This window comes from Pararhizobium sp. P1_E7, assembly GCF_056405855.1.
Genome location: NZ_JBFUBH010000036.1, coordinates 1 through 24,365, shown reverse-complemented (window position 1 = coordinate 24,365; position 24,365 = coordinate 1). Strand labels below are relative to the sequence as shown.

The following is a 24,365-nucleotide window of genomic DNA, read 5'->3' as shown; positions in this document are numbered from 1 at the left end:
GATCTCAAGCCTTCTTCAGATGGACGACGAACCGGGTGCCGCCGGCGTCGCTGGAGACGTCCATGCGGCCGCCGTAATCGGCGATGATGTCCTTGGCGATGACCAGTCCCAGACCCAGGCCGCCCTCCTTCGAGGTGTTGAAGGGCGTGAACAATCCCTTGCGAATTTCGGGCGAAATGCCCGGCCCGTTGTCCGAGACGGTCAGCGACACCTCGTTTGCATCGGCTGCGACCCGAACTTGGACGCGGCCCCGCTCGGCTTGCGGCGCCACGGCCTCCAACGCGTTCTGAAGCAGGTTGATCAGCACCTGCTCAAGCCGGATGCGGTTTCCCATGACCTTTAGACCTTCAGCCGGCAGGTCGATATCAAGCGTATCCATGCGCCCGGCAAAACGGCTGCGCAGCAACATCAGCGCTCCCTCGATGACATCCTTCACTCCGGTGGGCTCGGCGATGGCGCGGCCCTTGCGCGCGAATGCCTTCAACTCTTCGGTAATCGAGCCGATCCGCTCGGTGAGCGCGGCAATGCTTTGCAGATTTTCGCCGACGGGCACCGTTTGGCCGCGATCGAGGAAGACGCGAGCGTTGTCGGCGTAGGCCCGGATGGTCGCAACCGGTTGATTGATCTCGTGTGCCACGCCAGCCGCGACCTGACCGAGGATCGCCAGCCTGTTGGCTTGTACCAGATCCTGCTGCACGGCTTGCAATTTTTGCTCTGTATTCCTGTGATCGTTAATTTCCGTCTGCAAACGGTCGCGCGCCTGGCTGAGATCCTGCGTTCGCTTCGCCACGCGCCGCTCCAGTTCCTCTCGTGTCTGCCGTTCGTTGAATATCCGCAGCGCGATCAGATAACGCCGGCGTAGCAAAAAGGCGGCGCCAGTCAGGAACGGCAAAAGAGCAAGCAGCGCCAGCATGCGCGCTTCGCGCACGCCGGCATCGATCGAGGGCTCCAATGCCACCAAGTGCTGCAATTGCCATCCCGTTGCCGGAACCGGAATCCGCACGTCCAGGAATGCCGATTTTCCCGCGCTGCCTGGCATGACGATCCGGACGAGATCGGCCCCTTCTCCGGCGGTCCTGACGATGTCGAACGGCAAGGGCCGCAGCGGCGCATCGCCGAACTGAAGGCTTTCGCGGATGGCGGCCAGGCGATCGGGAGCGATTTCGCCGATAGTCATGAAACGCCAGGAGGGAATACTCGTGACGAGGACGATCCCGCGCTCGTCAACCACATAAGTCGGCTTGCCCGAGGCGGCCCAGTCGGTCTCGACATCGTCGAAATCGACCTTGACCACGACCACGCCGAGCGGACCGTCAGTGCCGTCGATGCGCTGCGAAATATAAAGGCCCGGCTTCTTGCTGACGCTGCCAAGTGCGAAATGCTCGGCCTGTCCTTGGGCCACCGCACGCTGGAAATACTCCCGGAAGCGATAGTCATTTCCGACGAAACTCGCCGGTTCGCGCCAGTTACTGGCGGAGATCGCAATACCGTCGCTTCCGATCACATAGATAACCGCGGCCTTCGTGCCCGCCGCCAGCATTTCCAGCTTTTGATTGAGGCGGTCGAGAGTATCTGCATCCTTTGCCGTCAGGGCTGCGGCAAGCGCGCTGTCCTGTGAAAGCACGAAGGGAAGGGCTCTGTATTTTTCAAGAACCGTGCGCAGCAGCGCAGCATTCAAATCGGCATCGGTGCGAGCTTGAGCTTCAAGCGCGACTTCAGCGCGACGCCTGCCGATCTCACCGCTTGCCCACAGACTTGCGGAAATCAATGCCAATGCCAGGCCGGCGTAAACCAGCCTCATCCGCGCGTTCCACGGGTGCGAAGGCAGGGTTGGCAAAAGCCATCTAGACATCGAAAAGGCCATATTGAATCTGTGCATGTTTCAACACAATGGTCAAACAAATTTGCGCGGATTTCCGCACAATTGGCTTCCTTGCAAGGTTACCACTTTATTTTATTTAGTTTTTACAATGGCTTAAAATCAACGCCAAAACTGGCACGAAGATTGCGATGTACTCGCCAACAGCGGCTCGACTGCTGGACTTGAAGCGAACGGCTCGGGAGGTCGGAACTCGTTCCGGACGAGCCACAGGGAGGAAATCATGATCGCAGTCCCCTTCGACGCGGCCGAAAGGCCCCAAGGCAGAACGCCTTTCTACAGACATCTCTATGTCCAGGTTCTCGCAGCCATTGCCGCGGGCATCCTTCTCGGGCACTTCTACCCTGAGTTCGGCACGCAGTTGAAACCTCTTGGCGACGCCTTTATCAAGCTCGTTAAAATGATCATCGCGCCGGTCATCTTCCTGACGGTCGCCACCGGCATTGCCGGTATGAGCGATCTGCAGAAGGTCGGCCGCGTCGCCGGAAAGGCGATGCTGTACTTCCTGACCTTTTCGACGCTGGCGCTGGTTATCGGCCTCATCATCGCCAATGTCGTCCAGCCCGGTGCCGGCATGCATATCGATCCGGCTTCGCTCGATCCGGCCGCCGTATCCACCTATACCCAGAAGGCTCACGAACAGAGCATCATGGGCTTCCTGACCAACATCATCCCGACCACGATCGTCGGCGCGTTCGCCGATGGCGATATCCTGCAAGTACTGTTCTTCTCGGTGCTGTTTGGCATTGCGCTGGCCATGGTCGGTGAGAAGGGCGAACCAGTCATCAATTTCCTCAACGCGCTGACGGCCCCGGTCTTCAAGCTCGTCTCCATCCTGATGAAGGTCGCTCCGATCGGCGCTTTCGGCGCAATGGCGTTTACCATCGGCAAATACGGCGTCGGCTCGATCGCCAATCTCGCTATGCTGATCGGCACGTTCTACGTCACGTCGCTACTCTTCGTCCTCGTCGTTCTCGGCGCGGTTGCACGGTACAATGGTTTTTCCATTCTGGCGCTGCTGCGCTATATCAAGGAGGAACTGCTTCTGGTGCTCGGCACCTCGTCCTCGGAAGCGGCGCTTCCAGGCTTGATGAACAAGATGGAAAAAGCCGGCTGCAAGCGCTCAGTCGTCGGTCTGGTCATTCCGACCGGCTATTCCTTCAACCTCGACGGTACCAACATCTACATGACGCTGGCAGCGCTCTTTATTGCCCAGGCAACGGATATCAATCTCTCCTGGGGCGACCAGATCCTGCTGTTGCTCGTTGCGATGTTGAGTTCCAAGGGTGCCGCGGGCATTACAGGTGCCGGCTTCATCACACTTGCGGCCACGCTTTCGGTTGTCCCGTCCGTGCCGGTCGCGGGCATGGCGCTCATCCTTGGCATCGACCGGTTTATGTCCGAATGCCGCGCTTTGACCAACCTTGTCGGCAATGCGGTCGCCACGATCGTCGTTGCCCGCTGGGAGAATGAACTCGACACCACTCAACTTGCTGCGGCACTCGGGGGCCAAGACATGAGTGCTGCCCCGGTGACGGGGCTGCAGCCGGCCGAGTAAGGAATTGGCTGCCAGACAGTCCAATTTCTTATGGAAACGGCTTACCGCTCGGCGAGCCGTTTCCACTTTTTAGCAAGAGCCAGGCAAGACACGGCCGGTCGAACGGGTCAGGTCGCGGTTCAACTCCCATCAAGGCGAGCAATCTACATCCTGGACTTCAGACCTTTGTTATCGCCGCTTTAAACTTTTTTCGCCCATTGACGGGATATAGCGGCTGAAGCCGATCTCTGCGGACGTCGCCCGGCGGTGGATTTCGGCCATCGTCGGTTCAAATATCGCGTTCGCGCGTTCCAGCTCCGCATGAGCAGCCTGATAGCCCGGCATTCGCTCACGAATTTCGGCAAGGATTTCCATCTCGTCGATCGTCGTCATCCGATCATTCTCGACGACGATTCGTCCGTCGACCATGACCAGTTCAATGGAGCGGCCGTTCTCGCTATAGACCAGATGCTTGCCGATATCGTTCAGCGGCGTGAAACCGATACTGTTGAGATCGAGCATCAGAAGGTCGGCCGCCTTACCGGTTTCGAGCGAACCCGTAATCGCGTCGAGCATGGCGGTTCGCGCGCCGCCGATCGTTGCCATGGTGAGGACTTCGTCGGCTTTCAACCAATCGCCAAAATCAGGCCCCGATGCACTCTGCAACAAGGCGACAACGCGCATCACGTCGAGAATGCGGGCGGTATCATTAGAGGAAACGCCATCGGTGCCGAGGCCGAGATGTACCCCGGCATCGAGCAGGCGGCGGATGGGTGCGACACCTGCGCCGAGCTTGAGGTTTGAGATCCCATTGTGGGCGACGGAACATCCCGCTTCGCCCATTAAGTCTATGTCCGCATCACTGACCCAGACGGAATGGGCGATCGTTGTGTTCGGCCCAAGGACACCGAGATCGTGAAGGTGGGCGACGAGACTTTTTCCGTAGAATTCCGGACCGGTCACGGCCTGGGTCTTTGTCTCCAGCACATGGGTGTGCATTGGAATGCCGTGACGAACGGCAAGCGTATAGCAGGCCTGCAGCATCTCCGCGGTGCAGCGTTGCGGCGCGGAGGGCGCCACCATGAAACGAAGCCGGCCGTTGGCCCGCCCGTGCAGGGTGGAAAGCACCCCGTCACAATAGTCCATATAGGCATGGGCCGTCATCGGCGGTCCGAAATCGAGTTTTGCCTTCAGTGCTTCCGGCATGATTTCACGCGCATAGGGCAGGGCGTCCAGCGTATGAATGTTCATCACGGCGCTGGAGATATTGGCGCGAATGCCCGCATCCTCGTAAGCAGAAAAGGCGCAGGCGAGCCGTTCGATATCGTGGCCGGGCGGGTCGAAGAAATCGTCGCAAAGCGTGGTGACGCCGCTTTTCAGCGATTCTATCGCCAGAAGCACGCTCCGTAGATAGACGAGCCGCTTATCCACCTGTGGACCCATCAGGAGCGGATAGGCATAAAGCAGCCATATTTCCAGCGGCATCCCTTCGTACCGGCCACGCAAGAAGGTTTCGCTGGAATGCGTATGCGCGTTGATAAGGCCGGGCATTAGCAGTTTGTCGGTCGCATCGATTATCCGTGCGCCATCGGCCGTGAGGTTCGGGCCGATCGCGGCTATCCTGCCATTCGAAACCAGAAGATCTCCGGCAAAGACCGAACTTCCATGTGTCTTGTCCATCGCCAGAATGGCTGCGTTTCGAAACAGCGTTTTCATGGGCGTTCTCCGCTAAGGTTTCGGGACTCGCCCGTTCAGTTATCCCGTAACTCAGTGATGCCGCCAGTTGTACCACCTCTGAGGCGGCTGCTCAGCCAGAGGCCGAAGACCGTCGCGAGATAGGGCAGCGCCTGAATGAGATCATGCGGGACGCTATCGCCGAACACGAGCTGCGCGCGGATGCCGATAGCGCTCAGCACGGAAAAGAACATCGCCGCCAGTGTGGCGCCTATTGGATGCGCAGCTCCGAAGATGACCGCGGCAAACGCCATGAAGCCACGCCCCGCCGTCATGTTCTGCCCGAAGAATTGCAGGCTGCCCGCGGCCAGCTCTGCACCGCCCAAGGCCGCCAGAACGCCGCCGATCGCAAGAGCGATCAGGCGCATCATCGATGGGTTGACGCCAACGCTACGGGCCGCGAACGGATGTTCGCCACAGGCCGACAGTTGCAGACCGAAGCGTGTGCGGCACAGAAGAAACCACAGCGCGAACACGACAACGGGCATCAGCACCACGAGGATCGAGAGAACACCATAGGCGCCGAAGGCAGGCCCGAGGCGAGGCAGGCCAAAAGGCGCGTTGACTGCGGACTGGCTGCCGAAGAAAGATTGGATGGCAAGCGCCGTGCCACCAAGCCCCAGGCCCGTCAACCCAAGTCCGGCGATGATCGGATTGGCTTTGAGCTTCTCGACCACGAACCAGAGGAGGATTGAAGCCAGAACCGCAAAGAGCATGGCGATCAGCAGTGCAAGCGTGACCGAACCTGTGACGACGATGCCGAGGATCGTGGCGCAGGCTCCGATGATCATCAGCCCCTCGAGGCCGAGGTTCCAGATGCCCGCCCGTTGGGCGATGACACCTGCAAGGGTGACGTAGACGAGCGGCGTGCCGGAGCGCAGGATGGCGATGATGATGTCGTTCATGATGAACGTTCTCCGATGCGCAGGATCTTGTCGAGCAGTTTCGACCGGGCTGTAATGAAGAGCGCGATAGCGGCGTTGATAACGTCGATCGCGGCCGACGGCAGCCCCGCCATGACCGGCAGGTAGAGCGCCGCTGAGGCGAGCCCGCCGAAGAAAAGCGCCGTTATCGCCGTTCCCGCCACGGAGAAGTTGGCAACAAGGGCAATCAGGATCGCGGTGAACCCATGTGCCGGCAGGAAGCCGCTGGCGATGCGCCCGTTCGGTCCCATGAGCTCGATCGTTCCGGCAAGACCCGCCAAAGCACCGCTCAACAGAAAGCTGGTGATGCCGAGCTTCCAGAGAAGCGCGCCCTGCCAGCGCACCATCACCGGATTACGCCCTGCGAGGCTTGCCAGCATCCCGAAGGTCGTGCGGTTGACGAGCAGCCACATGGCAAGCCCGACGGCCACAGCAATTGCAATGATCGTGATTGAGAGGCCCGACGACGTCGAGATGCGATAGGCGGCCTCAAGCGGCCGGCTGGAGGCCTGTTGCCCGGAGCCCGACGGGTCCTTGAGCGGCCCGGAAGTGACATAGACCAGCAGCAGGCCGGCCATGAAATTCCCCATCAGCGTGGTGATGACCTCATCGGTTCCAGAGCGGATGCGAAGGTAGCCCGGCCAAAACGCCCACATTGCCCCACCGGCCGCGCCAGCGAACATGCATGCCGGAATGACGACGAAAGCTGGAGCACCCGACAGCCATTCGGCAACGAATGCGGCGCAAATGGAGCCGACATAGAACTGGCCCTGCGCGCCGATGTTGAAGAACCCGGCGCGAAACGAAATACCGACCCCAACGGCGGTTATGAAGAGCGGCAGCGCCCATCGGAGGCTCTGCGCCATAGCGCCGGGCCGCAGGAATGCGCCGTCCGCCACATTGGTCAGAACCATGGACGCGGAATAACCGGCAATCTGAAAGACGGCGGCACACAGGACCAAGGCCAAAACGACGAAGATCAGGCTGCGCAGAATAAAGGAAAGGCGCTCTATCACCGGGAGACCCCCGTCATTGCGGCACCGACCGCACCAATATCGTAAGGAGCCGTAAACGTGCCGGCGACCCGGCCGGACAACATGACGACGAGGCGGTTGCAGATATCGAACAGCTCATCAAGATCGGACGAAATCAGGATGATGCCGCAACCGCGATCGCGCGCCCGGCGCAGTGCATCCCAGACAAAGGCGGTGGCGCCGATATCGAGGCCGCGCGTGGGTTGCGCCGCGATGATCAGCTTGGCATGCGGATCGATTTCGCGCGACAGAATGACCTTCTGCGCATTACCGCCGGAAAGCGATCCAGCCTTCTGCCCGACATGGGCATAACGCACGCTCCAGGCTTTCAAGGCAGTGTCGCATTCGCTGCGCAACTCGGCCGGATTGACCAGACGCAGAAGCGATTTCTCGAGAAGCGCGCGGGCGGTCCAGTTTTCCCACAGGCTGGAGGTGAGGCTAAGCCCTTCGGTATTGCGCTCGAAGGGAATGATGCGCAACCCCTTGATACGGCGCTGAGCGAGGGACTGGGCGGTAATGTCGTCCCCTGCCAGATGGACTTCGCCCCGACTCGCCTTGGCGAAATCCGCGATTAGGCGGACGAGAGTCCGCTGGCCGTTGCCTTCGACGCCAGCGATACCGACGATCTCGCCGGGGCGAACGTGAAAATCCACATCCTGCAGCGCCGGGCCTTCCTGATCGACAAATGTGGTGATGTTTGAAAGCTTGAGAACCGGTGCCGCCGTTGGCACCGCTGCGACAGTCGAAACATGTTCCACCGTTCCAGCGCCGGTCAGCGCCTGCGCATCGGCGGCTGCAAGCCCGCGGCTTGCTTCCCCGATGATGAGCCTGGATAGCCGCGCGCCATCCACATCCGTCGTCATCAGCGGACCTTCGACAAGCCGCCCGGCGCGCAGCACCGTTACCGTGTCGGCGATCGCGAGAACCTCGCGAATTTTATGAAGAATGAGGAGGACGGTCACGCCCTGCACCTTCAGCCGGCGCACGCGCTCGAACAGTTTCTCGATGCCCGACGGCGACAACACTGCAGTCGGCTCGTCGAGGATGAGAACCTTGGCCTGCGTGACCAGCGCCCGGGCGATTTCGATCCCCTGCTGGCTTTCCACCGGCAGATCGCGAATCCGTGCGCCGAGATCGACCGAGATGTCGAGGCTTTCGAGATGCGGACGCCAACGCTCGAACAGCCTCCTGCGGGTGAAGAACCGCCCGGTTCCCGTTGCGCCGAACTCCATGGCCTCTGCCACGGTGAACGATGGCGGCAGCGCGAAACTCTGGTGTACCAGTTCGACGCCGGCAGCGCGTGCCTCACCGACATTGCCACCGCGCATGACCCGGCCACCGATCGCCACATGGCCGGCGGCCGGCCGCACGAGACCGGATGCAACACGGGCGAAGGTGGTTTTTCCAGCACCGTTCTGGCCGACCACGGCGTGAATAAGGCCGGTGCCGAATGCGGTGGACACGGCGTCGAGAGCGGTGACCGGCCCATAGGTCACCGAGACGTTCTGGCACAAAAGCGCCGGGGCTTGAGGATCGGTCATAGGAGGCCCATTCACGTGGCTGATACGGCGGATGGCGCGAACGCCACCCGCCAGCTCATCAGATGGTCGTATTGAAGGGAACAGTAATCGAGCCGTCGAGAATGCCCTTTTTGGCAGCTTCGATTTCCGGCATGATTTCCTTGATCTTAGCGACGACGTCCGCCGGACCCTGCTCCAGGAAGAGCGGCGATACAATGAAGTCGATAACGCCGGTGTCCAGTCCGGTCTTCTCATGCGTTCCGCCCTTCCAGTCAGGGCCGAGCGCCATGGTCACTTCGTTGTAGAGAGAGATGCCGAAGTCAAGCTGAACAATGCTGCTGATCGATTTCGGCCCCTGTGGGAACTGCGCCTTGTCGAGAACGCTGACGATGCGGCCTTCCTTCTCATTTGCCGCAGCGATGATGCCGGCGTCGGTCGCAGCTGAATCGGTCTGGATGAAGTCGATACCGTCATTGAACATCTGCGCGGCGATTTCCTGACCCTTCGCCGGGTCCTGGAACGAGCCCGCAAAAGCCACGGTCACCGTTGCCTGCGGATTGACGGAGAGAGCGCCCGCCTTGACGGCGTTGAAATCCGCGTTGATCGGCGGAATGGAAATGCCGCCAATGAAGCCGACCTTGCCGGACTTGCTCATCCGCCCGGCGAAAATGCCCGAGAGATAGCAGCCGAGATAATAGTCGTAAGATACCGTGACGACATTGGGGATCGCTGGCTCCATCGGATCGCCAAAGAGCTGGATCCATTTGACCTCGGGATAGGACGGCGCCAGGGCCTTGAAGGGCTCGGCCACTTCATTGAAGGTTGAGACGATGACGGTGGCACCGGCATCGCAAAGCGTGCGGAAGATCGTCTCGTAGGTGGCTGGATCCTGCGCGTAGACGGCACGATATTCGAAGCCCTTCTCTTCCGAGAGTTTCTTCAGATTGGCGATCATCGTATCGACGGGGCCGCTATCACCTGCCGATTGCGTGTGAACGAGAGCGACTAGGCCGCCTTCGGCATGGGCGACAGCAGGCAGCAATCCGCCGGCCAGCGCCAGCACCGCTGTGCCGGCTGAAATTTTCAGAAAGTCGCGCCGATCGAACGAAGTCTGGTTCAAAATATTGTCAGTCATCTTCTGTTCCCTTTTTTGGTTGGTTGGTTGACCGGGCAGCACCGCTGCCCGGACTTCGTCAGACTTGCGGAGAGTAGGAAGCCGGGTTCATGATCATGACATCCTGGCGCTCGATGGCGTTTAGCGCCCAGATTTCGCCGATGAATTTCTGCCAGTCTGGGTCGGCATACATCGCCGCCCGCCGGGCCTCACGGTCTGCAAGGTTTTCATAGGCCCACATCAGCACGGTCGTGTGCAGGGTGCCGATCTCCGACACATAGAGGCCGACGAACCGGTTGAGATGCCGCTTCTGCACCGGCAGGCCTTCTGCCTCGTATTTCTTCATCCAGCCATCGACCGTGCCGGGGCGAAAAGTATAGGTGCGGTGTTCCAGGATCATTGCCGGTCTCGCTTCAGCTGTTGAGAATGAAATCTGCGCAACGCTCGCCGATCATGATGGCCGGTGCGTTGGTGTTGCCGCTGGAAATGATCGGCATGATGGAGGCATCGGCGACCCGCAATCCTTCGACGCCGTGCACCTTCAGGCGCGCATCCACCACCGCCATCGGATCATTGCCCATCTTACAGGTTCCAACGGGGTGGAACGTCGTCATCGCGGTCGCCCGCAGCCATTTCGACAGATCGGCATCGTTAAGCGCTGCCGGTCCGGGCGCCAATTCCTTGCCACGATATCCGTCGAAAGCGGGTTGGCTGATGATGTCGCGGGTCAGCCTGATGCCGTCGATCATGGTGCGCATGTCGAAGTCGGTCTGCAGATAATTGGCAAGGATCTTCGGGGCGGCCATCGGGTCGGGCGAGCGCAGAGTGATTTCGCCACGGCTTTCCGGATTGACCGGACCGACGCGCAGGGTGAAGCCATGGTTGGCCTCGACCGTCTCGCGCTTGAAGGGGTTCGGAAAGTGCAGGTTGGCGGTCTTCTCCAAAGCCGGCATGAAATGAAGCTGGATATCCGGTGCGACAAGGTCCGGCCGCGAGCGAACGAAGGCGCCAGCCTCATAGGGAAAGGTCGTGGTGATGCCTTCGCCGAACAGCATGCCCTGGATGACCGACAGCGTCAGCTTGTCGGCACGCAGATCCGAATAGAGCGTCACCGGCTTGCGGCACTCCCAGGACATCACACAGTCGACGTGGTCCTGAAGGTTCTTGCCCACGCCGGGGAGGTCCTGCACAGTACCAATGCCATGCGTGCGCAGTTCGTCGGCGGGGCCGATGCCCGACAGCAGCAGGGTCTGCGGCGAATTGACGGTTCCGGCGGAAAGCACCACCTCGCGCTCGGCATAGGCCTTCCGCGTCATGCCGCGATGAAGATATTCCACGCCGACGGCGCGGCCCTGTTCGACAATGACGCGGTGGGTGTGGGCCTGTGTCATCACTGTCAGGTTGGGACGCGACAGCGCAGGGCGCAGAAATGCAAAGGATGTCGACCAGCGCTTGCCCTTGCGGATCRTGAAATCGTAGCGCCCGAAACCCTCCTGTTCGATGCCGTTGAAATCATCGTTGAGCGGATAGCCGGCCTCGCTGCCAGCTTCGTTGAAAACATCCAACAGGCTGTTCCAGCCGCGCGCGCGGCAGACGGTAAGCTCGCCATCCTTCTCGTGGAAGGCGTCGTCGCGCTCGATGTGCCCTTCGGAGCGGCGGAAGGCGGGCAGCACCTCATCATAGGACCAGCCTGGAAGACCCATCTGCGACCAGCGATCATAATCGTGACGGTTGCCGCGCACGTAGATCATGCCGTTGATGGTTGAGGTTCCACCCAGCACCTTGCCGCGGGGCCAATAGAGAGAGCGGCCGTTAAGATAGGGCTCGGGCTCGGTGCGGTAGTGCCAGTTGTAAATGCCGGAGTGAAAAAGCTTGCCCATCAGCATCGGCAGGCGGAACAGCGGATTGCGATCCTTGCCGCCTGCTTCCAGCAGCAGCACCCGGTTGTCCGGGTCGGCCGAAAGCCGGTTCGCCAGTACGCAACCTGCAGACCCCGCACCAATAATGATGAAATCGAAATGGTCGCTTCGCGCCATGGTCACCACGCAATGGGATTGGATCCCATTTCCTCTAGAAAGTCGTTGCAGAGAATGAAGGGGTTGGGGCGCTCAAGCACCGCATCGGCGCGGGCTGGATGATCCCGCAGGATGGCGGCGACGCTGCCGTTGCGCCCCTCGCGAATACCGGCCGCCGCGAATGCTTCGGCGGCCACATCGCCAAAGGCGATGAAGACGATCGGTCTGCCACTGCCTGCCAGCATAGCCAGTGTCTTTTGAATGAGAGGACGCCAGAGGGGAACGTGGCCGCGGGACTGATGCGGATCTATGCCCACCTGAAAGCGCGTCAGCGTCAAGGAGGCATTCAACAGGAGCACGCCTTCCCGGACCCATCGGTCGGCGACCGCTGACGGCGCTTCCATTTCGACCGAACCCTGCTCGATATCGCGGAGCGTTCTTGGCCACTCGGAAAAGCCGCTGGCGTAGGAGGTGTCACCGGTGCGTGCCGCCACGATCAGTTGCGTGAAAGCACGGATGCTGCGCGAAAACATCTTGTCGAGTTCACGCCATTCGGCAACGTTGCCGGCCTCGAAGGCCCGGCCGGTGGCAAAGCCCGGCTCGGGGTAAGGGTCCTGGCCAAGAATGATGCAGGAGACTTGTTCCGGCGCGATGTCATCATAGGCGCGAAACAGATGCGCGCCCTTGGGCATGCCAGGAAAATGGCGATTGCGGCGAACAGGGAAGATCGGCTCCCAGATCTCAAGATCGAGGTCGTCGCCGATAGCTGAAAAGTCGGGCGCCGCACTTGCGCAGAGATCCCGCCAGGCTTGCGGCACGTCTGCCTGCCACCCATCCAGAAACTCCCGCATCGCCTTTCTCAGTGACGAAGACATTTCGACACTCCTCCTTTTTCACTGACTGCGATGCTAGTCAAAACCTGACCAAAGTGTCAACTTATTAAACGAAAAAACTGACCAGATCGTCAGATTATATCGACGTGTGCAATGAAGTGTGAAATGGTATGGTTGCGCGGCCGGCCAATCACTGGCCGTCTTCACCGCAATAATCCCGAATAAACGAGCGACGTGAGATGCCAAAGCAGCCCGCTGCCAGAGCCCCGAAGAATGGGGGCGATACCGACGAAAAGATCCGTGCACGCAACATCCGCGAGATCCTGAAAGCCGCAACGGAGATCTTTTCAAGAAAGGGCTTCGACGGCGCGCGCATCGCCGAGATTGCCGAGGCGTCGGGCCTTCCGAAGGCCAATGTCTACTACTATTTTTCTTCGAAGGAGGAGATCTACCGTGCCGTCATCGAACACCTGATCGAAGGCTGGGACGACGCATTCGCCCATATCTCAGTAGACCGTGAGCCGCAGGATGCCATCCGGTCTTATATCGCGGCCAAGCTCTCCTACACCCGTCGCAATATCATCGAATCGCGCCTGTTTGCCAACGAGATCATTCGAGGCGCGCAATTCCTATCGCGCAAGGATCGCCAGCATATGCGCACTGTCACCGATGAAAAGGTGAGGGTCATCGAGGATTGGATCGCTGCCGGAAAGCTCCTGCCCGTAGATCCAAGGCACCTGTTCATCATGCTGTGGTCGGCGACTCAGTTTTACGCAGATTTTGAGCCGCTGGCTTGCGATGCTCTGCACACAAGCAAACTCAAGGGAATCGACTATTCACATGCCGCCGAAACGATCAGCGAGACTGTGCTGCGTGGTCTTCTCCCCACTGGACGGACGTAAAATTGGGGCCTCGGCTCATCACGTGGAGGCGGCGGAGATTGACGATCCGGTTTACATGCGTGGCGAAGCAGGGGATCGGGCGATTTCTGGTCGAGCCGACCGGCGGCTAAGAGCGCCTCGTCGCCGGTGCGATCTCAGAATGCTCCGCCTTCGCGAAAGGTTGTGATTGATCTTCTTGGAAACTGCACAGCAGTCGGCGGCCGAATATAACCCCAAGGCGTTACAGCGCCAGAACAAGAGCGGCAGAACGAGTGTGGAAATGCAGCGCGGGACTTGGGTGTAAAAGCGGCACACAGACTTCGAATCGTGCGCTGCAACGCTAGCAACCAAGGCGCCACACCCAAGTATTGATTGTGCCGCGTTCAATGTGCCGTACCGAAGGTAGAGTTTCCTCAAGACCCCCAGACCACCGATTGCTCATGCCGCTTGATCAGGTGCTTGAGGTTGTCGAAGCCAGTGCGGATGTGGCGGGCGAAGTGGTCGACTGCGGGTGAACGGGGGGCGTCGGAGCGCTTGAGAAGGCCAAGGGCGCGTTCAGGATGCGGAATGGAGACGGGCAGGGCCGTGATCGATTTTTCATTGCGCAATGCAAAGACGACGCTGTGGGGCATGATCGCCAGCGCGTCGGCTGCCTTCATGTAGTTGACGACGCTCATCAGCGAACCGCCGGAATAGCGGATCTTGATCTCGGTTGCGCCGAACGAGAGCAGCATGCTGCGCAGGTCGGCCAGGAGAGGGCTGCCTGGCGGCGGCGCGATCCAGGGAAAGTCGAGCAGGTGCGCCGGCTGCGGCTTGCGCTTTAAAAGCAGGGGGTGGGTGACGCGGCAGGCGACGACGTTGCGGCCCGGCAGGATCTGATGGAATTCGAGGCCGGAGCCCTCGTCAAGGATATCGATCGGGCAGATGGCAAGATCGATCTGGTCGGCATTGAGCGCCGCACGCAGGTCCGGGAAATAACCGTAGGTCTGGTCGATTCGCACGTCCGGATGCAGGTTCTGAAACTCGGCGATCATGCCGGCGATCAGCGCATCCATGAAGAAGGGCGTGCCGCCGACGCGAACCAGGCCGCTTTTGCCGACGCGAAAACTCTCGACGACATCGGAAGCCTTGCGCGATGCAGACATCATGGTCTGGCCATGATCGGCCAGTGCCCGTCCCAACGGCGTCGGCTGCAGCGGACGGCGGCCCTTGATGAACAGCGGTTCGCCGATCCGGGCTTCAAGCATGGACAGCGTGCGCGAGACGGCCGGTTGGGACAGGCCGAGCAGGGCGGCGGCCTCGGTGACACCACCGGTTTTGACCACGGCAGCAAGCTGGACAAGGTGACGTTCGTCTATCTTCATAACAATATGATATATTAACTGGGAATAAAATCATCAACGGCATCGCGATATCGCGGTAATTTAGTCTCAACCAGCCAATGCCCTGGAGGAGACGCATGACGCCGGGTCCAATGGCGCTGAATTTCAGCGAGACCACCTCGTCTGACATTTTTGCGCAGCGACTTCAGCAATCGAAAGACGATGCCCTGCCACAGGTTCTGGCGGCAGCGGTGACGCATCTCCATGCCCTGATCCGTGAATTGCGGCCGACCCAGGCCGACTGGCGCAAGGTGATCGAGTTCCTGACCGATGTCGGCCATGCCAGCGACGAGCGGCGCCAGGAATGGGTGCTGCTGTCCGATCTGCTCGGTGCATCGGCGCTGGTCGAGGAAATCAATTCACGCCGCCCGAAAACGGCGACGCCCAATACCGTGCGCGGACCGTTCTTCCGCGCCGATGTTCCGCAGCTGGCGCTTGGCAGCACTATCTCACTCGACGGTATCGGCGAAAAGCTGGAAGTCTTTGGACGCGTGCACGATCTGGACGGTGATCCCGTTGCGGATGCCGAGATCATCACCTGGCAGGCCAATGCTCAAGGGCTTTACGAGAACCAGCAACCGGACCTTCAGCCCGAATTCAATCTGCGTGGTCTTTTCCGCACCGATGTGGCAGGCCGTTTCCACTATCGGACGATCAAGCCCTGCGGCTACGGAGTGCCGGACGACGGTCCGGTCGGCAAGCTGCTCCGTCAGGCGGGTTATCCGCTGCGCCGACCCGCACATCTGCACTTCGTGATCAAGGCGCCGGGGTTCGAGACGATCACCACCCACATCTATGACGGCAGCGACCCGCATCTGGCCGAGGACGCGATCTTCGGCGTCAAGCCGGAACTGGTGCGCATCTTCGAGCGGCAGGGCAAGGGCACGCCATCATGGCGGCTGGACCTTACTTTCGTCATGGTGCGGGCAAAACAGGGAGCCGAGGCATGAACCGCGATTTCATTTATAGCGGCAGCCCCGCTCATATCGTCTTTGGTGAAGGCAAGAGTGCCGCCGCCGGCGAATGGGTGGAGAAACTCGGCTGCAGCCGTGCCCTGGTGCTCGCTACTCCACAGCAGAAGACGGAAGCCGAGGCCGCGGCAGCACGACTGGGTCCGCTCGCCGTCGGTGTCTTTGCCGGCGCCGTTATGCATACCCCGGTTGATGTCACCGAAGCGGCGATGAAGGTCGTGGCCGAAACCAAGGCCGATTGTGTTGTCTCTCTCGGCGGCGGCTCGACGACCGGGCTCGGCAAGGCAATCGCCTATCGCACGGACCTGCCGCAGATCGTCATTCCGACCACCTACGCCGGATCGGAAGTGACGCCGATCCTCGGCCAAACCGAAGGCGGGCGCAAGTCGACGGTGCGGCATGCCAGTATCCTGCCGGAAGTGGTAATCTACGACCCCGCGCTGACGACGGGCCTGCCCGTCGGCATGAGCGTCACGTCGGGACTGAATGCCATGGCCCACGCTGTCGAGGCGCTTTATGCGCAGGACCGCAACCCGATTTCGACACTGATGGCGATTGAGGGGCTGCGGGCCTTCAAGACCAGCCTGCCGGACATTATCGTCACGCCGCAAGCGCTCGATCTTCGCGCCGAGGCGCTTTACGGCGCCTGGCTGTGCGGCACCGTGCTCGGCACGGTCGGCATGGCGTTGCATCACAAGATTTGTCACACACTCGGCGGCACGTTCGATACGCCGCATGCAGATACGCACGCGATCATGCTGCCCCATACCGCAGCCTACAACGCTGTCGCCGTTCCCGAGCTGCTGGCGCCGGTCGCCAGGATATTCGGTGGTTCGGTTGGTGGCGGCCTCTGGGATTTCGCCAAGGAGATCGGCGCGCCGCTGGCGCTGAAGGATCTGGGGCTCACCGAGGCCGATCTCGATCGCACGGCGGAGATTGCGACCGAAAATCCCTACTGGAATCCAAGGCCTATCGACCGGCAATCCATTCGTGCCCTGCTGCAGGATGCCTGGGAGGGCAAGCGGCCAGCATAGGGCGAACGACGAACATCACGCTCTCTGGGAGGAGAGGACAATGGGAGGAGGAAACATGTTTACCAGACGCGAATTTCTGAAGACGTCGGCTGCCACCGGTGCGCTCGCCGCGACATCCGGACTTGCGGCTCCTGCGATCGCTCAAGACGTGGCAATCAAGCTTGGCTATGTCAGTCCGCAGACCGGGCCGCTTGCCGCCTTCGGCGAGGCTGACAAGTTCGTCATCGACAGTTTCCTGGCGACGACCAAAAGCATGGGTCTCAACTACGAGGTCGTCGTCAAGGACAGTCAGTCGAACCCAAACCGGGCGGCGGAAGTCGCCAAGGAACTAATCGTCGATGACGAGGTGAACCTCATTCTGGTTGCGTCGACGCCGGAGACGACCAATCCGGTGGCAACGACCTGCGAGGCGGAGGAAATGCCGTGCATTTCGACGGTGGCGCCCTGGCAGCCCTGGTTCATCGGACAGCAGGGCAATCCCGCCGACCCGGCGTCGTGGAAGCCGTTCAACTATGCCTATCACTTCTTTTGGGGCCTCGAAGACGTCATCGCCGTCTTTACCAATATGTGGTCGCAGATCGAGACCAACAAAAAGGTCGGCGGGCTCTTCCCGAATGATGGCGACGGCAATGCCTGGGGCGACAAGGTCGTCGGTTTCCCGCCGGTGCTCGAAAAGATGGGCTATGCGCTGACCGATCCCGGCCGCTACCAGAACATGACGGATGACTTTTCCGCCCAGATCAACGCCTTCAAGTCCGGCCAGTGCGAAATCATCACCGGCGTGGTCATCCCGCCGGATTTCACCACTTTCTGGAACCAGGCCAAACAGCAGGGTTTCGCCCCGAAGATCGCATCGATCGGCAAGGCGCTGCTCTTCCCGCAGACGGTGGAAGCGCTGGGGAATGCCGGCCACAACCTGTCCTCGGAAGTCTGGTGGACTCCGAGCCATCCATTCAAATCGTCGCTGACCGGCGAGACGTCGGCGCAGGTAGCCGAGGCCTTCACCAAGGCGACAAGCCGGCCCTGGACGCAGCCGATCGGCTTTGCCCATGCGCTGTTCGAATTGGCGGTGGATGTGATGAAACGCGCCGGCGATCCGACGGACAGTGATGTCGTTGCGCAGGCGATTGCCGCGACCAAGCTTGACACTCTGGTCGGGCCGATCGCCTGGGACGGCAAGAATCTGCCGCCGTTTGCCGCCAAGAACATCGCCAAGACGCCGCTCGTCGGCGGCCAGTGGCGGCTGAAGGACGGCGGCGGCTATGATCTCGTCATCACCGACAACAAGACGGCGCCGAACATTCCGGCCGGCGGCAAGATGGAAGCGATTGCCTGATTTTTGGCGCGGGGCTTCTCGAAGGCCCCGCCTGTTTTGGGAGGAACGGGTTTGGCAATTCTCGAACTTGACGGGGTCTCGAAGAAGTTCGGCGCGCTGACGGTCGCCGAGCAGATCTCCTTTGCCGTCGGCGAAGGCGAGGCGCTCGGCATCATCGGCCCGAACGGCGCTGGCAAGTCGACGCTGTTCAACCTGATCACCGGCAACATCACGGCCGACAGCGGCAGCATCTGCTTTCTTGGCAGCGATGTGACGCGCACGCCGCCGATGGCCCGCTGTCTGTCGGGCATGGGCCGCACCTTCCAGATCCCGCAACCCTTCGAGAAGCTGACGGTGTTCGAAAACCTCCTGGTCGCCGGAGCCTTCGGATCGCGGCGGCGCGAGGCGGAAGTGTCGGACCGTTGTGCCGAAATCCTCGTCGAGACCGGCTTGATCGACAAAGCCAACGCGCCGGCAGGCAGCCTGTCGCTGCTGCAGCGCAAGCGGCTGGAACTGGCCCGCGCGCTGGCCACGGAACCGAAGCTGCTGCTGCTCGACGAGATCGCCGGTGGCCTAACCGAGGGCGAATGCCGCTCGCTGGTCGCTACCATCCGCAACATCCATGCCAGCGGCATAGCTGTCATCTGGATCGAGCATGTGCTGCATGCCTTGAATTCCGTCGTTGAGCGCCTGCTGGTCCTGCATTTCGGCAAGGTCATCGGCATCGGCAAGCCGGACGAGATCATGGCTTCGCGTGACGTCCGGGAAATCTATCTGGGGATCGAAATCTGATGGCGCTGCTCGAAACCAGGGGACTGACTGCCTCCTATGGCGATTTCCAGGCGCTGTTCGGTGTCGATATCACCGTCGGCGCCGGCGAAACCATCGCCATCATCGGCGCCAACGGCGCTGGCAAGACAACGCTGATGCGCTCGATTTCGGGCGTGCTGGCCAATCCGGCGGCGTCGATCCTTTATGGGGACGAGCCGATCGGCGCGCTGGCGGCTCCGGATATCCTCGCGCGCGGCATCGCCATGGTGCCGGAAGGGCGAAAGCTCTTTCCGTCGCTGAGTGTCGAGGAAAACCTACTGATCGGCAATTATGGCCGCAAGGTCGACGGACCCTGGACGCTCGAAAGCATCTTTGCGCTCTTCCCGATCCTGAAGGAGAGGCGAAGTAACCCGGCCACCGCGCTATCCGGCGGCCAGCAGCAGATGGTGGCGATCGGCCGGGCGCTGATGTCGAACCCGGAAGTGCTGCTCTGCGACGAGATCAGCCTTGGCCTGGCGCCGGTCGTGGTGCGCGACATCTACGCCGCCTTCCCGCGTATCCGCGAAACCGGCGCGTCGATCGTCATCGTCGAGCAGGACATTGCCCAGGCCCTGAAGGTGGCCGACCGCGTCTATTGCATGATGGAGGGGCGGGTGACGCTCACCGGCCGGTCTTCGGATTTGAGCCGCGACGATATCCACAAGGCCTATTTCGGGACGGAACACCATGAACTGGCTTGATACTATTCTCCAGGGCGCGCTGCTCGGCGGCCTCTATGCGCTGTTTGCGGCGGGGCTCAGCCTCGTGTTCGGCATCATGCGGTTGGTCAATCTCGCCCATGGCGACCTGATCGTGCTTGCCGCCTTCCTGATTTTGGTGCTGGTGACGACACTCGGTCTCAACCCGTTCATAGCCGCTCTGGCCGCGATGCCGCTGATGTTCGCCATGGGCTGGGGCCTGCAATATTTCCTGCTCAACCGGACGCTCGGCAAGGATATCCTGCCGCCGCTGCTCGTCACCTTCGGCCTGTCGATCGTCATTCAGAACGGATTGCTGGAAGGGTTTTCCGCCGACAGCCGCCGTGTTTTCGCGGGTAGCATCGAGAGCGCCGCGGTCAATCTCGGCCCGGTCACCGCCGGTATCATGCCATTGATGACCTTCTTTTCGGCCGTTGTCGTCATCGTCGGCCTCAACCAGCTGATCTACCGCACCTCCATCGGGCGCGCCTTCCGGGCGACGTCGGACGATCCGGTCACGGCAGGACTGATGGGCATCCGGCCGCAGCGCATCTTCGCGATGGCGACCGGACTTGCGATGGTCGTGGTGACGATTGCCGCGCTTTATCTCGGCACGCGCGCCAATTTCGACCCTACATCGGGACCATCGCGGCTGATCTATGCCTTCGAAGCAGTGATCATCGGCGGGCTCGGTTCGCTCTGGGGGACGCTGGCCGGCGGCATCATTCTGGGTGTCGCGCAGACGGTGGGTGCTGCGGTCAATCCGGAATGGCAGATCCTTGCCGGCCATCTCGCCTTTCTGGGCGTCCTCCTGTTCAAGCCGCGCGGCCTCTTCCCGCGCGCCGTCGATTGAGGTGCAGCGATGACCATGGCCATTCCCTCCTTCACGGTCGAGACCCGCACCAGGGCGTCGACGCTCTCCGCAATGGCGGTGATCGCCTTGCTGCTGCTCGCCTTTGCCGCGCCGTTCATTGTTTCGCGCGGCATCATCCAGGACCTGTTCTTCATTCTCACCATGCTGGTGCTGGCCCAGAACTGGAACCTGCTTGCCGGTTATGCCGGCCTGATCTCGGTCGGCCAGCAGGCCTTCGTCGGCTTCGGCGCCTACACGATGTTCGGCGCGGTGATCCTGTTGGGCGTCGATCCGGTCGTGGCCATTCTGATTGCCGGCGTGTTTGCCGTCGCCCTTGCAATTCCGACCGCATTCTTCACCTTCCGGCTCTACGGCCCCTACTTTGCCATCGGTACGTGGGTTGTCGCCGAGGTCGTGCGGCTATTGCTTGCCCAATGGAAGGCGCTTGGCGGCGGCACGGGCACATCGCTGCCGCGCGAGGCAACCCGCGAGATGATTGGCGTCAACATGATGCGCGATCTTTTCGGCATGAAGGCCTCGGAGGCGGGCGATGCGCTGACCTATTGGCTGGCGCTAATCCTCGTCGTCGCGACCATCGGCTTCATTTACGGCCTTCTGCGCAGCAAACAGGGTCTTGGGCTCGCCGCGGTGCGCGACAATGAGCAGACGGCCCGCGCCGTCGGCGTCGATGCGCGGCGGATGAAGGCGCTGGTCTATCTGGCCACTGCCTTCATCACCGGCATGTGCGGCGCGCTGATCTATGTGCAGAAGGCACGGATCTCGCCGGACGCCGCCTTCTCGGTCACCGACTGGACGGCCTATGTCATCTTCATCGTCGTGATCGGTGGCATCGGCACGATCGAAGGCCCGATCCTCGGCGTCATCATCTTCTTCCTGCTGCAAAACCTGTTGGCCGATTTTGGCTCCTGGTACCTGCTGATGCTGGGGCTTCTCGGCATCGCCATCATGCTTTTTGCGCCGCGCGGCCTCTGGGGATTGTTCTCCGACCGCACCGGCATCCAGCTTTTCCCGGTTCGCCGCGTCCTGAAGGGCGGGCCGCTCAACCTCACGCATAAGGGAGGGCCTCATGGCTGACATTACCACAGACGTACTCATCATCGGCACCGGCCCGGCGGGCTCTGCCACCGCAGCCCTGCTTTCGTCCTACGGGGTCGAGAACCTGGTTATCAACCGCTACCGCTGGCTCGCCAGCACACCACGCGCCCACATCACCAACCAGCGCACCATGGAAGTGCTGCGCGATCTTGGCCGCGACGTGGAGGACGAGGCCTACATGTTCGCCGCCGAGCAGGACCTGATGGGCGAAAACGTCTTCTGCACCTCGCTCACCGGCGAGGAGATCGGCCGGATGAAGAGCTGGGGCAAGCACCCGCTTTCGCGCGCCGAGCATCAGCTGTCGTCGCCGACCCAGATGAACGACCTGCCGCAGACCTTCATGGAGCCGCTGCTGTTCAAGACGGCCTGTTCGCGGGGCACACAGCCGCGCATGTCGACGGAATATCTGAGCCACGTGCAGGATGAAGGCGGCGTCACGACGACCTGTCTCGACCGGTTGACGGGTAAGGAGTTTACCGTCCGCTCGAAATATCTGGTCGGGGCCGATGGCGGCAATTCAAAGGTCGCGGAACATGCGGGCCTGACTTTCGAAGGCAAGATGGGCGTCGCCGGTTCGATGAACATCCTGTTCAAGGCCGACCTGTCGCGTCTCGTCGCCCATCGCCCGTCGGTGCTCTACTGGGTGCTGCAGCCGGGTGCGGATGTCGGCGGCATCGGCATGGGGCTGGTGCGCATGGTCAGGCCGTGGGACGAATGGCTGATTGTCTGGGGCTACGACATCAACCAGCCGGCCCCCTCGGTGGATGAGGCGCATGCCAAGAAGGTGGTTCGCGACCTCGTGGGCGATCCCGATCTCGAGATGACGATCAAGTCGGTCTCGACCTGGACCGTCAACAACATGTACGCCACCACCATGTCGAAAGGCCGCGTCTTCTGCATGGGCGACGCCACCCACCGCCATCCGCCGTCGAACGGTCTCGGTTCCAACACCTCGATCCAGGACGCCTTCAACCTCGCCTGGAAGCTCGCTTTCGTTTTGAAAGGGACCGCTGGGCCGAAACTTCTCGATAGCTATCAGGCCGAACGCGCGCCGGTCGCCAAGCAGATTGTCACCCGCGCCAACAAGTCGATCGAGGAGTTCGGACCGATCTTCAAGGCGCTCGGCCTGCTGGATTCCATCGACCCTGTGAAGATGCAGCAGAACATGGATGCCCGCTGCAACAACACTGTCGCCTCCGAAGAGCAGCGTGCGGCGATCCGCAAGGCGATTGCCGACAAGGTCTACGAATTCGATTGCCACGGCGTCGAGATGAACCAGCGTTATCGTTCTGGTGCTGCGATCACCGATGGACAGGCGGAGCCGGCCTTCACCAAGGACCCGGAACTGCACTGCCAGCAGACGAGCTGGCCGGGTGCACGGCTGCCGCATGCCTGGGTGTTTTCCAATAGCGGCGAGAAGGTTTCGACACTCGATCTCACCGGCCATGGCAAGTTCACCGTGCTGACCGGCATTGGCGGGCAGGGCTGGGTCGAGGCTGCCCGCAGTCTCGGCAAGGAACTCGGCGTCGACATCGCCACGCATGTCATCGGACCGCGCCAGCACTGGCAGGATTTTACCGGCGATTGGGCAAACATCCGCGAAATCCGCGATAGCGGTATCCTGCTGGTCCGTCCGGATCACCATGTCGCATGGCGCCGCGAGACGATCGCCGACGACCCAGCAGGCGAACTACGTCGCGTGCTAACAGCCATTCTTGGAAAGTGAGACCGTGATGGACGCGCATGAAAAGGGCTTTTTTACCGAGGAAAATTCCGTCGAAGTCGTCACCGGTCGCAACAAGAACGCCAAGGACGAACGGCTGAAGCAGATCATGGAGGTCGTGACGCGCAAGCTGCACGAGGCGGTCAAGGAGATCGAGCCGACCCAGGACGAATGGATGCAGGCGATCCTGTTCCTGACGCGCACCGGTCAGATGTGCAACGAGTGGCGGCAGGAGTTCATCCTCCTGTCGGATTCGTTGGGCGTCTCGATGCTGGTGGACGCCATCAACAACCGCAAGCCGTCGGGCGCATCCGAAAGCACCGTGCTTGGGCCGTTCCATGTCGAGGGCGCACCGGAATTGCCGATGGGCGCCAATATCTGCCTCGATGCCAAGGGTGAGGACATGGTGATCGGCGGCCGCATTCTCGACACTGCGGGGCAACCGATCAGGGATGCGCTGATCGACGTCTGGCAAGCCAATGACGAGGGCTTCTACGATGTACAGCAGCAGGGCATCCAGCCGGATTTCAACCTGCGCGGCGTTTTTCGCACCGGTGCCGATGGCCACTACTGGTTCCGCGCCGTCAAGCCGAAATACTATCCGATCCCGAATGACGGCCCGGTCGGCCAGATGCTCGATCACCTCGGCCGCCATCCGAACCGGCCAGCGCACCTGCACTACATCATCAAGGCCGACGGCTTCGAGACGCTGATTACCCATATCTTCGACCCCGACGATCCCTATATCAACTCGGACGCGGTTTTTGGCGTAAAGGAAAGCCTGCTTGCACAGTTCAGGCACACGCATAATCCGGACCGTGCCAAGGCTTACGAATTCGCTGGCGACTTCTGGGAGGTTGAGCATGATTTCGTTCTCGCTCGTGTCGGCGAGAACCGAGACTAGTGGCAGAGTGTCAGGGGCAGGGGCAGGGGGCAGTGCTTTCGCGGATCACCAGCTCCACCGGCAGGATCGTCTCGGTATCGACGTCATCC

At 61.1% G+C, this 24,365-nt stretch carries 21 protein-coding genes; 11 read left to right on the top strand and 10 right to left on the bottom strand.

Annotated features, from left to right (window positions below; all coding sequences use genetic code 11):
* Positions 1-4: 4 nt before the first annotated feature.
* Positions 5-1,879, bottom strand: coding sequence for an ATP-binding protein (locus AC1D17_RS21755; RefSeq protein ID WP_477567394.1), 1,875 nt, complete (start codon positions 1,877-1,879; stop codon positions 5-7).
* A 223-nt stretch (positions 1,880-2,102) separates the two neighbouring features.
* Here AC1D17_RS21755 and AC1D17_RS21750 point away from each other — a divergent pair, with 223 nt between their 5' ends.
* Positions 2,103-3,437 carry a dicarboxylate/amino acid:cation symporter gene (locus AC1D17_RS21750; RefSeq protein ID WP_477567393.1) on the top strand — a complete coding sequence of 445 codons (1,335 nt, stop codon included), beginning with the start codon at positions 2,103-2,105 and terminating at the stop codon, positions 3,435-3,437.
* Between the two features lie 168 nt (positions 3,438-3,605).
* Here AC1D17_RS21750 and AC1D17_RS21745 read toward each other — a convergent pair whose 3' ends face one another.
* The 8 genes from AC1D17_RS21745 to AC1D17_RS21710 are packed head-to-tail and all read right to left on the bottom strand — an operon-like array spanning position 3,606 to position 12,631.
* Positions 3,606-5,132 carry an amidohydrolase family protein gene (locus tag AC1D17_RS21745; protein ID WP_477567392.1) on the bottom strand — a complete coding sequence of 509 codons (1,527 nt, stop codon included), beginning with the start codon at positions 5,130-5,132 and terminating at the stop codon, positions 3,606-3,608.
* 35 nt (positions 5,133-5,167) lie between these two features.
* Positions 5,168-6,055, bottom strand: coding sequence for an ABC transporter permease (locus AC1D17_RS21740; RefSeq protein ID WP_477567391.1), 888 nt, complete (start codon positions 6,053-6,055; stop codon positions 5,168-5,170).
* Positions 6,052-7,089 carry an ABC transporter permease gene (locus AC1D17_RS21735; RefSeq protein ID WP_477567390.1) on the bottom strand — a complete coding sequence of 346 codons (1,038 nt, stop codon included), beginning with the start codon at positions 7,087-7,089 and terminating at the stop codon, positions 6,052-6,054. Before AC1D17_RS21735 ends, AC1D17_RS21740 begins: the two co-directional genes overlap by 4 nt.
* Positions 7,086-8,648: an ABC transporter ATP-binding protein gene (locus AC1D17_RS21730; RefSeq protein ID WP_477567389.1), complete on the bottom strand. Its 1,563-nt coding sequence runs from the start codon at positions 8,646-8,648 to the stop codon at positions 7,086-7,088. The genes AC1D17_RS21735 and AC1D17_RS21730 overlap by 4 nt, the downstream gene beginning before the upstream one ends.
* A 58-nt stretch (positions 8,649-8,706) precedes the next feature.
* Positions 8,707-9,762, bottom strand: coding sequence for a BMP family ABC transporter substrate-binding protein (locus tag AC1D17_RS21725; RefSeq protein ID WP_477567388.1), 1,056 nt, complete (start codon positions 9,760-9,762; stop codon positions 8,707-8,709).
* A gap of 58 nt (positions 9,763-9,820) precedes the next feature.
* Positions 9,821-10,141 carry an NIPSNAP family protein gene (locus AC1D17_RS21720; protein ID WP_477567387.1) on the bottom strand — a complete coding sequence of 107 codons (321 nt, stop codon included), beginning with the start codon at positions 10,139-10,141 and terminating at the stop codon, positions 9,821-9,823.
* A 13-nt stretch (positions 10,142-10,154) separates the two neighbouring features.
* Entirely contained in the window at positions 10,155-11,777 is a 1,623-nt protein-coding gene (locus tag AC1D17_RS21715) for a GMC family oxidoreductase (RefSeq protein ID WP_477567386.1), read from the bottom strand.
* 2 nt (positions 11,778-11,779) lie between these two features.
* Positions 11,780-12,631, bottom strand: coding sequence for a uracil-DNA glycosylase family protein (locus tag AC1D17_RS21710; RefSeq protein WP_477567385.1), 852 nt, complete (start codon positions 12,629-12,631; stop codon positions 11,780-11,782).
* Positions 12,632-12,828: 197 nt separating this feature from the next.
* Between AC1D17_RS21710 and AC1D17_RS21705 the strand changes: the two genes are divergently transcribed.
* A complete protein-coding gene (locus tag AC1D17_RS21705; RefSeq protein ID WP_477567384.1) occupies positions 12,829-13,491 on the top strand; it encodes a TetR family transcriptional regulator C-terminal domain-containing protein in 663 nt (220 codons plus the stop codon).
* A gap of 392 nt (positions 13,492-13,883) precedes the next feature.
* Here the strand turns inward: AC1D17_RS21705 and AC1D17_RS21700 are convergent, their stop codons facing one another.
* Positions 13,884-14,834, bottom strand: coding sequence for a LysR family transcriptional regulator (locus AC1D17_RS21700; protein WP_477567383.1), 951 nt, complete (start codon positions 14,832-14,834; stop codon positions 13,884-13,886).
* 95 nt (positions 14,835-14,929) lie between these two features.
* On the opposite strand from AC1D17_RS21700, the gene AC1D17_RS21695 reads away from it, so the two are divergent.
* The 9 genes from AC1D17_RS21695 to AC1D17_RS21655 are packed head-to-tail and all read left to right on the top strand — an operon-like array spanning position 14,930 to position 24,276.
* Positions 14,930-15,802, top strand: coding sequence for a dioxygenase family protein (locus AC1D17_RS21695; protein ID WP_477567382.1), 873 nt, complete (start codon positions 14,930-14,932; stop codon positions 15,800-15,802).
* Positions 15,799-16,857, top strand: coding sequence for a maleylacetate reductase (locus AC1D17_RS21690; protein WP_477567381.1), 1,059 nt, complete (start codon positions 15,799-15,801; stop codon positions 16,855-16,857). Before AC1D17_RS21695 ends, AC1D17_RS21690 begins: the two co-directional genes overlap by 4 nt.
* A 55-nt stretch (positions 16,858-16,912) precedes the next feature.
* On the top strand, positions 16,913-18,193 hold the full coding sequence (locus tag AC1D17_RS21685; protein ID WP_477567380.1) for an ABC transporter substrate-binding protein: 1,281 nt from the start codon (positions 16,913-16,915) through the stop codon (positions 18,191-18,193).
* A 51-nt stretch (positions 18,194-18,244) separates the two neighbouring features.
* Complete coding sequence (locus AC1D17_RS21680; RefSeq protein ID WP_477567379.1) at positions 18,245-18,964, top strand: ABC transporter ATP-binding protein; 720 nt, start codon at positions 18,245-18,247, stop codon at positions 18,962-18,964.
* Positions 18,964-19,683: an ABC transporter ATP-binding protein gene (locus AC1D17_RS21675; protein WP_477567378.1), complete on the top strand. Its 720-nt coding sequence runs from the start codon at positions 18,964-18,966 to the stop codon at positions 19,681-19,683. The genes AC1D17_RS21680 and AC1D17_RS21675 overlap by 1 nt, the downstream gene beginning before the upstream one ends.
* The gene (locus tag AC1D17_RS21670; protein WP_477567377.1) at positions 19,670-20,533 is read left to right on the top strand and encodes a branched-chain amino acid ABC transporter permease; all 864 of its coding nucleotides are present in this window, start codon (positions 19,670-19,672) and stop codon (positions 20,531-20,533) included. Before AC1D17_RS21675 ends, AC1D17_RS21670 begins: the two co-directional genes overlap by 14 nt.
* A 9-nt stretch (positions 20,534-20,542) precedes the next feature.
* Entirely contained in the window at positions 20,543-21,628 is a 1,086-nt protein-coding gene (locus AC1D17_RS21665; RefSeq protein WP_477567376.1) for a branched-chain amino acid ABC transporter permease, read from the top strand.
* Positions 21,621-23,375 carry an FAD-dependent monooxygenase gene (locus AC1D17_RS21660; protein ID WP_477567375.1) on the top strand — a complete coding sequence of 585 codons (1,755 nt, stop codon included), beginning with the start codon at positions 21,621-21,623 and terminating at the stop codon, positions 23,373-23,375. The genes AC1D17_RS21665 and AC1D17_RS21660 overlap by 8 nt, the downstream gene beginning before the upstream one ends.
* A 7-nt stretch (positions 23,376-23,382) precedes the next feature.
* The gene (locus AC1D17_RS21655; protein WP_477567374.1) at positions 23,383-24,276 is read left to right on the top strand and encodes an intradiol ring-cleavage dioxygenase; all 894 of its coding nucleotides are present in this window, start codon (positions 23,383-23,385) and stop codon (positions 24,274-24,276) included.
* The last annotated feature ends 89 nt before the right edge of the window (positions 24,277-24,365 follow it).

Bases quoted from the DNA above. Each gene is read 5' to 3' on its own strand.
- AC1D17_RS21670 (WP_477567377.1), top strand. From the start codon at position 19,670: ATGAACTGGCTTGATACTATTCTCCAGGGCGCGCTGCTCGGCGGCCTC.
- AC1D17_RS21675 (WP_477567378.1), top strand. From the start codon at position 18,964: ATGGCGCTGCTCGAAACCAGGGGACTGACTGCCTCCTATGGCGATTTC.
- AC1D17_RS21710 (WP_477567385.1), bottom strand. From the start codon at position 12,631: ATGTCTTCGTCACTGAGAAAGGCGATGCGGGAGTTTCTGGATGGGTGG.
- AC1D17_RS21720 (WP_477567387.1), bottom strand. From the start codon at position 10,141: ATGATCCTGGAACACCGCACCTATACTTTTCGCCCCGGCACGGTCGAT.
- AC1D17_RS21745 (WP_477567392.1), bottom strand. From the start codon at position 5,132: ATGAAAACGCTGTTTCGAAACGCAGCCATTCTGGCGATGGACAAGACA.
- AC1D17_RS21700 (WP_477567383.1), bottom strand. From the start codon at position 14,834: ATGAAGATAGACGAACGTCACCTTGTCCAGCTTGCTGCCGTGGTCAAA.
- AC1D17_RS21730 (WP_477567389.1), bottom strand. From the start codon at position 8,648: ATGACCGATCCTCAAGCCCCGGCGCTTTTGTGCCAGAACGTCTCGGTG.
- AC1D17_RS21705 (WP_477567384.1), top strand. From the start codon at position 12,829: ATGCCAAAGCAGCCCGCTGCCAGAGCCCCGAAGAATGGGGGCGATACC.
- AC1D17_RS21695 (WP_477567382.1), top strand. From the start codon at position 14,930: ATGACGCCGGGTCCAATGGCGCTGAATTTCAGCGAGACCACCTCGTCT.
- AC1D17_RS21660 (WP_477567375.1), top strand. From the start codon at position 21,621: ATGGCTGACATTACCACAGACGTACTCATCATCGGCACCGGCCCGGCG.
- AC1D17_RS21740 (WP_477567391.1), bottom strand. From the start codon at position 6,055: ATGAACGACATCATCATCGCCATCCTGCGCTCCGGCACGCCGCTCGTC.
- AC1D17_RS21665 (WP_477567376.1), top strand. From the start codon at position 20,543: ATGACCATGGCCATTCCCTCCTTCACGGTCGAGACCCGCACCAGGGCG.
- AC1D17_RS21655 (WP_477567374.1), top strand. From the start codon at position 23,383: ATGGACGCGCATGAAAAGGGCTTTTTTACCGAGGAAAATTCCGTCGAA.
- AC1D17_RS21755 (WP_477567394.1), bottom strand. From the start codon at position 1,879: ATGCACAGATTCAATATGGCCTTTTCGATGTCTAGATGGCTTTTGCCA.
- AC1D17_RS21690 (WP_477567381.1), top strand. From the start codon at position 15,799: ATGAACCGCGATTTCATTTATAGCGGCAGCCCCGCTCATATCGTCTTT.
- AC1D17_RS21685 (WP_477567380.1), top strand. From the start codon at position 16,913: ATGTTTACCAGACGCGAATTTCTGAAGACGTCGGCTGCCACCGGTGCG.
- AC1D17_RS21725 (WP_477567388.1), bottom strand. From the start codon at position 9,762: ATGACTGACAATATTTTGAACCAGACTTCGTTCGATCGGCGCGACTTT.
- AC1D17_RS21750 (WP_477567393.1), top strand. From the start codon at position 2,103: ATGATCGCAGTCCCCTTCGACGCGGCCGAAAGGCCCCAAGGCAGAACG.